Origin of the sequence: Ruminococcus sp. (assembly GCF_045129435.1) — a bacterium.
In the GTDB taxonomy this organism is placed as follows: domain Bacteria; phylum Bacillota; class Clostridia; order Oscillospirales; family Acutalibacteraceae; genus Ruminococcoides.
In genome coordinates this window covers 1-11,235 of sequence record NZ_JBGVJL010000031.1, presented here as the reverse complement: position 1 = coordinate 11,235, position 11,235 = coordinate 1, and the positions used below count along the sequence as shown (strand labels likewise).

Below are 11,235 nucleotides of genomic sequence, written 5' to 3'. Positions count from 1 at the left end.
GTGAAGTAAAGGTAACTGTTGACAAAACAAAGGCTGCTAATAAATCGCTTACAGTTGCTCAGGTTTACCAGCAGATTGCCGCTGCAATTACTACCGAATCTACTTCAACAACACTTACAAACAATGACAAAGACCTTGATGTGGTGGTAATTAAAGATGAAAACAGCGATGTAACAAAGAGCAATATCAAGGATCTGAAGCTTACCTATACAGACAAAGAGGGCAATGAAAAAACAACCAAGCTTTCTGAGGTTGCTGAGATTTCAGATTCAGAATCTATGAATTCTATCACAAGAAGCGACCAGAAAAGATATATCAAAGTCACAGGTACATTAAAGGACGGCTACACAAACACAGATGTTTCAAATAAAGCTAAGGCAATGTTTGACGATTACAAATTGCCTGACGGCTGCAGCATTGAATATTCCGGCTCTAACGAAAGCACAATGGAAGCCGTAAATCAGATGTTGCTTATGATGCTTTTAGGTGTAATTCTTATTTACCTTATTATGGTTGCTCAGTTCCAAAGCCTTAAATCACCTTTCATTATTATGTTTACAATTCCGCTTGCCTTTACAGGTGGTTTCCTCGGACTGCTTATTACGGGCTTTGATGTAAGCGTTGTAGCTCTGCTCGGCTTTGTAATGCTCTGCGGTATTATTGTAAACAACGGTATCGTGCTTGTTGACTACATTAATAACCTTAGACTTGAGGGCAAAGAAAGACGAGAAGCTATTGTTGAGGCAGGCAAAACAAGAATGAGACCAATACTCATTACTGCTATCACCACAGTTTTAGGACTTTCTACAATGGCACTCGGCATTGGCACAGGCTCAGAAATCATGCAGCCTATCGCAATCGTTTGTATCGGTGGTTTGCTATACGCAACAATTATGACGCTGTATATCGTTCCTGTAATATACGATATTCTCAGCAAGAAGGAACTTCGTAAGGTTAGCGACAGTGACCTTGAGGAAATAGATATTTAATTGAGGTAAAACTTATGGTACTTACTACAACAGAAACAATCACAGGCAGAAACCTTGCTACACTCGGTCTTGTGCAGGGCAACACAATTCAGTCTAAGCATATGTTCAGCGATATGGGACAGGGCTTTAAGACTATGGTTGGCGGCGAGCTTAAATCATACACAGAGATGATGAACAAGGCAAGAGATATTGCCACTCAGCGTATGATAGAAATGGCAGCAAGAATGGGTGCAGACGCTATTGTATGTGTTCGTTACACATCAGCTTCTGTTATGCAGCAGGCTGCCGAAGTGCTTGCTTACGGCACAGCAGTTAAGTTTATCTAAAACAAGACAATAAAAAACCTGTACGGCACACGCTGTACAGGTTTTTACTTTATGCTTTGCTATATTTAAATGGTTCTTTATCAAAAGTTGGGATAAATTATGGTTTAGCGATGGTCGGGAAATTTTGCTTAAATTAGCACAGACTTTATACTCGAAAACAAAAATTTGGTCAACCTTTTTCAAAGGTTGTGGGTGTGGGCAAAGCCCACAAATACTTTTCTCTTACGCAAAGCTTCGATAGCCAAACAGCTTGCTGTTTGGTGGCTTTAGCACAATGGCGAAAGCTTTATAATGCGACAGCAACACAAAAAGCCATTATTCTTTATAAATGAATTATTTCTTTTTAATGGCTGTCGCCTGTTTTATCAAACTTTGCTTTAGCACACAAACAGCGTTGCTGTTTGTGCCTGATAAATTGTTATATCAGAAGATTTTATGGGCGTTGCCCAAACCCACGAGCCTTTAAAAAGGCTCGACCTAAATTTTTTGTTAATTATCCAAAACTCTTTGCTAAACCATAATTTATTATTGTTACCCAACATTTAGAACAGAACCTATTAAATTAAAAAAACTTTGCAATATCGTCAATGTTTTTACGCTTTGGCATTGTAGGTTCTGCATTGCTGTAGCCAACACCGATTACACTTACAACTGCCTCGGTTTCGGGAATGTCTAAAATCTCCTTGATTTTCTCATTATCTCTTATACCCATTACAAGAGTTGAAAGTCCAAGTTCTGTAGCTTTAAGCAAAAGGTTCATACTCTGCAAACCGCAATCATAAAATCCCCAGCCGTTGCCAAGCTCGTTTGTTGGTGTACCGTCTTTTTCATATCCTGAACGATTAAGCACGATTGCAGTCACAATTAAAGCAGGTGCGTCTGCCATATTCTTCTGATTATATGGTGACAAAGCGTTTTTAACCTCTGCAAGCTTTTCGCCTGTTACCACATAGTAACGTGACACCTGAGAATTTTTCCAAGACGGTGCAAGCTGAGCCGCTGCAATCAATTTTCTGAGCTTTTCATTTTCTACAGGTTTATTTATGTATTCCCTCACACTTCTGCGAGTTTCCATTACCTTTGATAATTCCATAGTAATACCTCCATATTATTTTAAGGTAATATTAGCACAAAATAAATATTTTTTCAAGAAAATTGTCCTAATTGCTGCAACTTTTAAAGTTTTAAATTTACTTATGGAAAGCTTAACCATTTGTAAAAGTTTTAATAGTATGGTAAGAGAGCTTTTAATAAGTTATGAAAGGATAATTTTATGGCAAAAATAAACTGTGTTGATGTTTCTGAATTTCAGCAAGGCATTGATTTTAGCAAAATGTCGGCTGACGGCATAAAAGCGGTAATTATAAGGGCAGGCTACGGCAAAGAGGTATCACAAAAGGATACGATGTTTGAGAGTCATTATAAGGGTGCAAAATCGGCAGGACTTAAAATCGGCGTTTATTGGTACAGCTATGCAAACAGTGCCGATGATGCTGAGCGTGAGGCAAAGGCTTGTCTTGAGTGCATCAAGGGCAAGTCGCTTGATATGCCGATATACTACGATATGGAGGACTCATCACAAATCAAACTTGGCAAAACAAAGCTAACAGAAATTGCGGAACGCTTTTGTGAAACAATCAAAAAAAGCGGTTACAGGGCCGGTGTGTACGCTAACTTAAATTGGTTTAGCAATTATCTTAACTATGGTAGACTTAAAAGCAAATACAGCATTTGGCTTGCACAGTACAATGATGAAAATCAGCTTGCTTGTGATATTTGGCAGAACAGCTCAACAGGACGAGTAAGCGGCTACAACGGAAATATCGACACAAATATAATTTACAACGAAAGCATTTTCAGTGACAAAACAGAAAAACCAACAGAAGAAAAAAACTATCCGGCTATTTACTATAAGGTGCGTTGCGGCGGAATATGGTTGCCCGAAGTAAAAAATCTTGAGGACTATGCGGGACTCAAAGGCAAAGCAATTACGGATATTGCAATCAGAGTAAGTACCGGCAAGGTGTGGTATCAGGTGCACACTAAAGGCGGTTGGCTGCCAAAAGTAACTGGCTATGACATTGACGATTTTGAAAACGGCTATGCAGGCAACGGCAGTAACATTGACGCAATCAGAGTGTACTACACCACTCCGCAGAGTGTTGCAAACAGCCTTGGCAAATATCTTGTGGCAAAATACAGGGTATCCCCCATTAACAAAGAATATTTTGACTGGCAGAAAGACGACCAGACCACAAACGGTCAGGACGGCTACGCAGGACTTTTCGACAAGAGCATAGACAGAGTTTCAATAATTCTCGAATAGTTAAAGGGCGATGGAAACATCGCTCTTTTTGCTTGAAATCATAAATATTTGTGGTAAAATTAATTAATATATAAGGGAGGAATTTCAATGCTTATCAATTTTAATGAAATGCAGGAACACAAATTTCCCGGTATGAATAACGGCACTGGCGAGATGAGTGCCAAAATGTTTATGTCTGACAAAGGTAAGATTATTCCTTGTTCAATACACGCAGGCGGTTCAATAGGTATGCACAGCCACACAACAAGCGATGATATAAACTACATTATTTCAGGCACTGGAAAGGCAATTTGTAACGGAGAGGAAGAAACTTTGGAAGCCGGTGTTTGCCACATCTGCACAAAAGGCTCTGAACACAGCATTATAAACACAGGTAATGATGATTTGGTAATGCTCACCATTGTGGTTGAGAGGAGGTAAACATATGATAAAAGATTTAGAAATAAAAATGTGGGAATCAGCAAAAGCTAATGACAGTAACGGATTTTTACAAGTTGTTGACGAAAATGCAGTTATGATTTGCGGCGGATACCGTTGTACAGGCAAAGAATATGCAGAAATTATAAAAATATTTGACTGTAAACATTATGAAATTTCAGATTTTGAAATCGTTGCAGAAAGCGATAACTTTGTTCAGGTACATTATATACTAAAAACAGAAGTCAGCAATGAGGAAAACAAAGATCTTGCAGGAAAATTTCATATCACATCTACATGGAAAAAGAATAGCGAAAAATGGAAACTCGTTTTTAATATGGATTCAAGAATTTACGATTAAAAAATTCTAAGTAATAATGCGATATATATTTGTTTTTGAGGGCAGAATTTTTGCCCTCTTTGCTTTTGCTGATTTGTCAACTGTAAATTTCAACAAAAATGCCCTGCTTTATTTGTGAGAATAATTCCTATTTTGATATTGCATACAACAAGATGTTGTGATATAATAGAGTCACTCTACAAGATATATGCTTTTAAAGAATTAAAAGATACATTATACATTTAAGAGAAATACGAGATTATGAAAGGGAAGGATTTATTATGACAGTAAATGTAAAGGGCGGACAGCTCAGCAAAAAGGAAATTGACGCATACACAACACAGCTTAGAGAGGCTAATCCTGATAAATATATCAAGAATGTTGAACTCACTGTTGACGGTGACTATGTAGATGTAAAGTATGACTATGATTCTGTTCCGTTTGAGAGAATCCGCAGAATTACAGGCTACCTTGTAGGTACTGTTGACCGCTTTAACAACGCAAAGCGTGCTGAGGTTGAGGACAGAGTAAAGCACAGCGTACCTTGTACAGAATGTTGCTCTGTAGATGAAATCGCATAATTTTTTTGTTTGATTATCCGATTTTAGAATATTCCTGTTATTTCTTGTTGACTTTTGTCAATGTAACAGTATATAATTAAATCAATAAGTTAATATTTATCTTATCAAGAGCGACTGAGGGAACAGGCCCTGCGAAGTCCGGCAACCTGCATTTGCAAGGTGCCAAGTCCTGCGGTATTTACCGAAAGATGAGTTTTTAGAGCACCTTTCGGCTGAAAGGTGCTTATTTTTTTGCAAAGGAGAATTATAATGGCAAAACACTTTTTCACTTCTGAATCAGTAACAGAAGGACATCCGGATAAAGTATGCGATCAGATTTCTGACGCTGTGCTCGACGCTATTCTTGAGCAGGATAAAAATGCTCATGTTGCCTGTGAGGTAACCGCTACAACAGGTGTTGTGCATGTTATGGGCGAAATTTCTACAGACTGCTATGTTGACATTGCCGGCATTGCAAGAAATGTTGTAAACGAGATTGGTTACGACAATCAGGAGTGCGGTTTTAACGGCAATACATGTGCTGTGCTTACTTCTATCGACCAGCAGAGCCCTGACATTGCTATGGGCGTAAACGAAAGCTATGAGCTTAAAGATGGCGAAAATGACGCCAACAATCAGATTGGTGCAGGCGACCAGGGTATGATGTTCGGATACGCTTGCAACGAAACCAAGGAGCTTATGCCGCTTGCAATTTCACTTGCTCACAAGCTTGCAAAACAGCTTACAGCGGTAAGAAAGAACGGCACTCTCTCCTACCTCCGTCCTGACGGCAAAACTCAGGTTACAGTAGAATATGAAGGCGACACACCTGTAAGAGTTGACACAGTTGTAGTTTCTACTCAGCACGACGAAAAGGTTACACTTGAGCAGATCAGAAAAGATATGGTTGAATATGTTGTAAAGCCAATTATCCCTGCTGAGCTTTTAGATGAGAACACAAAGTATTTTATCAATCCTACAGGCAGATTTGTAATCGGCGGTCCTGTCGGTGACTCAGGTCTTACAGGAAGAAAGATTATTGTTGACACCTACGGCGGATTTTCTCGTCATGGCGGCGGTGCATTCAGCGGTAAAGACCCAACAAAGGTTGACAGAAGTGCTGCTTACTATGCAAGATATATTGCAAAAAATATTGTTGCAGCAGGTCTTGCCGATAAGTGCGAGGTTCAGCTTGCATATGCAATCGGCGTTGCAAAGCCTGTTTCAATAATGGTTGACGCTTTCGGTTCATCAAGCTACACCAACGAGCAGCTTTCAGACGCTGTTGCAAAGGTATTTGACTGCCGTCCAAATTCAATTATTGAGCAGTTAAAGCTTAAAGAAACAAAGTATCGTCCACTCGCAGCCTATGGCCATATGGGCAGAGAAGAACTCGGCGTTGCCTGGGAAAAGACAGACAAGGCACAGGAGCTTGTAAAAGCAATTAACGAATAATTAAAAAACAAATGCACAGAGCGAATTAATTTTAACTCTGTGCATTTTTATTTATTCAACTGATTTTAAAGCCTCAAGCATATCAACATTTTTGAGTCTGCGGTTAATAATCAGGCCCAATATAATTGTTATTAATGAAATAACCAGTGTCGGAATTATGAATGCTTTTAAACCAAGTGCAGGATTGAACATAACATCATCCGGCGGCACTACTGTAATAATATAGAGAAATAATGCGTCACCAAACACAAATCCTGCGATTATACCGAGCAATGTAAGAATAATGGTTTCTCTGTAGATGTACATCGTAACCTCATTGCTGTAAAAGCCTAATACCTTAATTGTAGAAAGTTCTCTGATTCTCTCGGAAACATTTATATTTGTAAGGTTATAAAGGATTACAACTGCAAGCAGAATTGCTACAATAATCAGAATTTCCATAATCTTATTCAACGACTGAACGATTGTATTCACCTGATTAATTAAGGTTGTATTCTGCACTACACCCTTTACCCCGTCAAGTTCAATAAATTTGCTTGCCTGTAAATTCGCATTGTCAAGCGAGCGGTCATTAAGGGTAATAAGATTTGCGTTTGTACTATAGCTTTCGCCAAACACCTTTTCATAGTAGTTGCTGTTCATAAACATAAAGTGTCCCATATACATTTCTGTAATGTCAAAAACTACAACCTCATGCTCTGTATTGGAAGAATCGGTTACAGTAAAGCTATCGCCCTTGCCTACATTCAAAAGTTTAGCGAGCCTTTCTGAAATTATGCAGCCATTGTAATCAAGGCTTTCCTTTGCCTTTGAGTTTCGGTCAACAAGCTTGATATATGTTTCAAGCTCATCGGAATTGCTTGGCACTATGAGTTTAATTTCCTGTCGGTCAGCATTTGCACCGGCTGTTTTGGAAAGACTCTCATACCTTATGTTCATCTCTGATTTTATATCATCTGAACTCAAAAGGCTGTCAATCTCACTTTGTTGTTTATCGGTTATGCCGTCATTTTTAGCAACAATCAAATCATACTGCATAAGTTCGCCAAACTGTCTGTCTTTAAGTCCCGATATTGAATGTTGGACGCTAAATCCTGCAAATATAAGCGTAACTGCACCGCATACACCGAATATTGTCATAAGCATACGCTTTTTATATCTGAAAATATTTCTTGCAGTAACCTTATGGGTAAAACTCATTCTATTCCATAATGGTGTAATTCTCTCAAGAAAAATCTTCGAGCCTGCCTGTGGTGCTTTGGGCTGTAACAAAGCTGACGGCTTTTCTTTCAGCTCCTTATTAGCTACTATAAAAGCAGGTAAAACCGCACACAGTAAGCCAAGTATAATAGCAATTACAGTAATCAGCGGATAAAAATGAAGCTCAATCTGCGGGTAAGTAAAGCTTTTGCCGTAAGCGTTGTAAACTATCATCGGTAACAAAGTGTGACCGGCTGCAATACCTATTAACGAACCGACTGAACTTGCAATAAGTCCGTAAACTACAAATTTCTTAACAATATCCCTGTTATCATAGCCAAGTGCCTTTAATGTACCTGAATTGATTCTTTCCTCATCAACAAATCGTGTCATTGTGGTAAGGGTAACAAGTGCCGCTACAAAATAAAGGAAAATTGGAAAAACATCAGCAAGTGAATCAACTATATTTGATACACTGCCATAGATTTTGTATCCCTCTGCACCAGGAATTTCCCTTCGTGTATCAATGTTGTAAGCAGGCAATGCAAGGTTATTTAAATAATCCTGTGCGTCACTGACCTTTTCATCTGCCTCTTGTATGTCACTTTCTGCATCAGGTTTTTTATCGTTATATTCTTTCCAGCCATCGCTCAGCTTATCTTCATTTTCAGATATTTCTTTTTCAGCGTCATCAAGCTTTCCCTTTGCTTCGGAAAGCTGTTTGTCAGCGTCTGCTTTCTGAGTATTGTATTCCTCCAAACCGTCTGAATATTCCTGCTTTGCTGAGTTAAGCTGTGCTTTTGCTGAGTTTATTTGCTCTGCGGCTGAGTTGTAGGCTTGCTCGTTTATACTGTACTCATACTCGCCGCTGTCAAGCTGTGACTTTGCCAAAGAAAGCTGTTGACTGCTTTCTTCTATCTGTTCACCTGCCAAATTATATTCCGACCACTTTGCTTCAAGCTTTGCTTTTGCCTGCAGCAAACTGTTGACCTGCTCGTAAAGCTGTGGCTGTTGCTCCTGCAAAATATGCAGCATTTCTTTAATTTGTTCAAGCGACATACCCATTGCAGTTTCCAATTCGACAGTTTTAGAATCTAACTCACTCTGAGATGCGTCAAGCTGTGCCTTTGAATTTGCCAATTCATTTTTTGCACTGTCAAGCTGAGCCTTTTTTGAGTTATATTCTTCCCAGCCTGAGTCAAGTGTATATCTTGCTTCTGCTAAGCTTTGCTCTGCCTGTGAAAGCTCCTCCTGCTTTTGTGCAAGCTGTGTTTCACCGTTTTCTATTTCATCTTTTGCATTAGCAAGCTGAGTATGAGCCGAAGCTAACTTGTCATCAGCCTCTTTCTTTTTTGACTCGTACTCTGACAAACCGTCCGAATACTCCTTCTTTGCATCATTTAATTTATTTTCATTGTCGGTAAGTTCTGTGTACGCATTGTCAAGCTCAGTTTTAGCATCGCTAATCTCGCTGTTTGCATCGTCAATTTTTTGCTGATACTCTGTTTTTATTGTGTTAAGTCTTATTCCCGGCTGATTTTTTAACAGACTGTCAAGCTCATCCTTATGCTTTTGAATTACATTTGTGTATACACTTGAATACGGATCTACTCCCTCGGTATCATAAAATGAAAGTCGGGCAATCATATAAAAATCAGAGTCAAATACATTTTTATTTACAACTGCATAGCCCTGCAATTCTCCTGTACCTGCTGTGGATTGACCAATATTTATTATAGATAAAAGTTCACTTGAATTTACAAATCCACTGATTTTAAAGCTGTGAGTTTTAAGCGTGTAGTTGCCCTCTACATCTTCCTTTTCATCAAATTTAATTGTATCACCTATTTTGTAATCATCTGCGTAGTAGCTTGCAATGGCTATTTCATCGTCAGACTTAGGCATTTCACCGCTTACTGTTTCATATTGAGAAATGTCATCAGTAGCCGAAAAAATACGGATACTATCGTTTGTATCACTAATGACAACATCTTTTAAATATCCATATTCAATGCTTGACGCACCGGAGGCTTTATTGATTTCCTTTTGGTCGTTTTCATCAATACCGTAATCACCTATAATGCTTATATCTGCAAGTTTGTATTTATTGAAGTAATTTTCACCGGTATAACGCATATCAGGACCTGCCACCTGAAGTCCAACAAGTGCAAAAGAACCAAGTGCAATAAGACACACAATAGAAATAAATCTGCCCTTTGACTTAGCAAAGCACTTTTTTATATCTCTTGCTAAAGTTCGTTTCTTCATACTTACCAACCTCATTTCTTACCATTCAATTTCAGATATTTTTTGAGGATTTTTATTTATTTGAATGTTTTTAACTGTGCCGTCATGCATACTTATAACCCTGTCGGCAATAGGTGCAATAGCAGCATTGTGAGTAACTATAACCACAGTTGAACCCTTTATCCTGCTCATATCCTGCAAAATTTGCAGCACCTGCTTGCCTGTTTGGTAATCAAGTGCACCGGTGGGTTCGTCACAAAGCAGAATTTTCGGATTTTTTGCAACTGCTCTTGCTATTGCAACTCGCTGCTGCTCACCGCCCGAAAGCTGTGCAGGAAAGTTATTGATTCGCTTTTCAAGTCCAACTTCCTTGAGCACCTCTACAGGGTCGGATGCTCCCTTTACAATCTCAGAGGCAAGCTCAACATTTTCTTTTGCGGTTAAATTCTGAATCAGATTATAAAACTGAAATACAAAGCCAACATCGTTTCTTCGGTAGGTAACAAGCTCTTTTTGCGAATAACCGGAAATGTCCTTACCGTCAATAATTACTTTGCCGTCATCATTTGTATCCATACCGCCTAAAATATTAAGTACGGTTGACTTTCCAGCACCCGAACTGCCAAGAATAATGGCAAGTTCGCCCTTTTCAATGCCAAAATTAACATCATTATTTGCTGTAATTTCAATACTGCCTGTCTTGTACCTTTTGTAGCTGTGCTGCATTTCAATATAACTCATATTTAAACCCCTTTCTTTTGTGCTATCCCTGTAATAGCAAACGAATATTTATTTGTAATTAATTGCAGATTTAAACTGCAGTCATTAATTATACCTTTTGCATAATACGGAACAGAGTTTATAAGAGAGGTAATCTTACCTTTAATCTCAACTTCCCCGTCACTTTCTATTTGCCCTGTAAAATCATCATGATTTCCAAATGCGTTAAGCGTACCCGTAACTACTGAGCCATGACAATTAAAAGTCATAGTTCCGAATCTTATACCAAGCGGAGCATTAATTGTTATGTCATATGTTCTCTCCATATTGCTCCTCCTTTCTGCTACGATGCTATTATATTTAATTTTTCAAAAAATAAAAACGGACAATGTAATCACTCGTGTGTAAATACGGACAATCGCACCACATTTGACGGTCAAATATATAGGACAAATCATTTTAATATGACCATTGAATTATTTATAGGACAAGTGTATAATAAAAACAAGGAAGTGAATTAAATGACTCACGAAGAAATTACACTGAAAACAAAGTCGGCACTTTCGGCAAGTCTTAAAAATTTAATGACTAAAAAGCCGTTAAAAAAAATTACAGTCAGCGAGATTATTGCGGACTGTAATGTAAACAGAATAAC

Annotated in this window: 11 protein-coding genes and 1 riboswitch; of the genes, 7 read left to right on the top strand and 4 right to left on the bottom strand. The window is 38.5% G+C overall.

Annotated elements, in window-relative coordinates; all coding sequences use genetic code 11:
• Positions 1–989, top strand: a 989-nt coding sequence (locus tag ACJMMI_RS01535; RefSeq protein ID WP_405352853.1) for an efflux RND transporter permease subunit, incomplete at its 5' end; no start/stop codon positions are given.
• A gap of 14 nt (positions 990–1,003) precedes the next feature.
• Complete coding sequence (locus ACJMMI_RS01530; protein WP_405352851.1) at positions 1,004–1,315, top strand: YbjQ family protein; 312 nt, start codon at positions 1,004–1,006, stop codon at positions 1,313–1,315.
• A gap of 562 nt (positions 1,316–1,877) precedes the next feature.
• Here the strand turns inward: ACJMMI_RS01530 and ACJMMI_RS01525 are convergent.
• Entirely contained in the window at positions 1,878–2,408 is a 531-nt protein-coding gene (locus tag ACJMMI_RS01525; protein WP_405352849.1) for a nitroreductase family protein, read from the bottom strand.
• Positions 2,409–2,588: 180 nt separating this feature from the next.
• On the opposite strand from ACJMMI_RS01525, the gene ACJMMI_RS01520 reads away from it, so the two are divergent.
• The 5 genes from ACJMMI_RS01520 to metK all read left to right on the top strand — a co-directional run bounded on the left by ACJMMI_RS01520 (position 2,589) and on the right by metK (position 6,413).
• A complete protein-coding gene (locus ACJMMI_RS01520) occupies positions 2,589–3,641 on the top strand; it encodes a glycoside hydrolase family 25 protein (RefSeq protein WP_405352847.1) in 1,053 nt (350 codons plus the stop codon).
• A gap of 87 nt (positions 3,642–3,728) precedes the next feature.
• Positions 3,729–4,061: a cupin domain-containing protein gene (locus ACJMMI_RS01515; protein WP_405352845.1), complete on the top strand. Its 333-nt coding sequence runs from the start codon at positions 3,729–3,731 to the stop codon at positions 4,059–4,061.
• A 4-nt stretch (positions 4,062–4,065) separates the two neighbouring features.
• Positions 4,066–4,419, top strand: coding sequence for a nuclear transport factor 2 family protein (locus ACJMMI_RS01510; RefSeq protein WP_405352843.1), 354 nt, complete (start codon positions 4,066–4,068; stop codon positions 4,417–4,419).
• A 260-nt stretch (positions 4,420–4,679) separates the two neighbouring features.
• Positions 4,680–4,979, top strand: coding sequence for an anaerobic ribonucleoside-triphosphate reductase (gene nrdD / locus ACJMMI_RS01505; RefSeq protein WP_405352841.1), 300 nt, complete (start codon positions 4,680–4,682; stop codon positions 4,977–4,979).
• A gap of 98 nt (positions 4,980–5,077) precedes the next feature.
• A riboswitch (SAM riboswitch) is annotated at positions 5,078–5,174 on the top strand.
• Positions 5,175–5,228: 54 nt separating this feature from the next.
• A complete protein-coding gene (metK, locus tag ACJMMI_RS01500; RefSeq protein WP_405352839.1) occupies positions 5,229–6,413 on the top strand; it encodes a methionine adenosyltransferase in 1,185 nt (394 codons plus the stop codon).
• Between the two features lie 51 nt (positions 6,414–6,464).
• Here the strand turns inward: metK and ACJMMI_RS01495 are convergent, their stop codons facing one another.
• The 3 genes from ACJMMI_RS01495 to ACJMMI_RS01485 are packed head-to-tail and all read right to left on the bottom strand — an operon-like array spanning position 6,465 to position 10,906.
• Positions 6,465–9,881 (bottom strand): FtsX-like permease family protein, encoded by a 3,417-nt coding sequence (locus ACJMMI_RS01495; RefSeq protein WP_405352838.1) that lies wholly within the window; start codon positions 9,879–9,881, stop codon positions 6,465–6,467.
• Between the two features lie 18 nt (positions 9,882–9,899).
• A complete protein-coding gene (locus ACJMMI_RS01490) occupies positions 9,900–10,601 on the bottom strand; it encodes an ABC transporter ATP-binding protein (protein ID WP_405352836.1) in 702 nt (233 codons plus the stop codon).
• 2 nt (positions 10,602–10,603) lie between these two features.
• Positions 10,604–10,906, bottom strand: coding sequence for a hypothetical protein (locus tag ACJMMI_RS01485; protein WP_405352834.1), 303 nt, complete (start codon positions 10,904–10,906; stop codon positions 10,604–10,606).
• Positions 10,907–11,235 lie beyond the last annotated feature (329 nt).

Excerpts from the sequence above, each read along its gene's own strand:
- ACJMMI_RS01530 (WP_405352851.1), top strand. The coding sequence starts at position 1,004 with ATGGTACTTACTACAACAGAAACAATCACAGGCAGAAACCTTGCTACA.
- ACJMMI_RS01525 (WP_405352849.1), bottom strand. The coding sequence starts at position 2,408 with ATGGAATTATCAAAGGTAATGGAAACTCGCAGAAGTGTGAGGGAATAC.
- ACJMMI_RS01520 (WP_405352847.1), top strand. The coding sequence starts at position 2,589 with ATGGCAAAAATAAACTGTGTTGATGTTTCTGAATTTCAGCAAGGCATT.
- ACJMMI_RS01515 (WP_405352845.1), top strand. The coding sequence starts at position 3,729 with ATGCTTATCAATTTTAATGAAATGCAGGAACACAAATTTCCCGGTATG.
- ACJMMI_RS01510 (WP_405352843.1), top strand. The coding sequence starts at position 4,066 with ATGATAAAAGATTTAGAAATAAAAATGTGGGAATCAGCAAAAGCTAAT.
- nrdD (WP_405352841.1), top strand. The coding sequence starts at position 4,680 with ATGACAGTAAATGTAAAGGGCGGACAGCTCAGCAAAAAGGAAATTGAC.
- metK (WP_405352839.1), top strand. The coding sequence starts at position 5,229 with ATGGCAAAACACTTTTTCACTTCTGAATCAGTAACAGAAGGACATCCG.
- ACJMMI_RS01495 (WP_405352838.1), bottom strand. The coding sequence starts at position 9,881 with ATGAAGAAACGAACTTTAGCAAGAGATATAAAAAAGTGCTTTGCTAAG.
- ACJMMI_RS01490 (WP_405352836.1), bottom strand. The coding sequence starts at position 10,601 with ATGAGTTATATTGAAATGCAGCACAGCTACAAAAGGTACAAGACAGGC.
- ACJMMI_RS01485 (WP_405352834.1), bottom strand. The coding sequence starts at position 10,906 with ATGGAGAGAACATATGACATAACAATTAATGCTCCGCTTGGTATAAGA.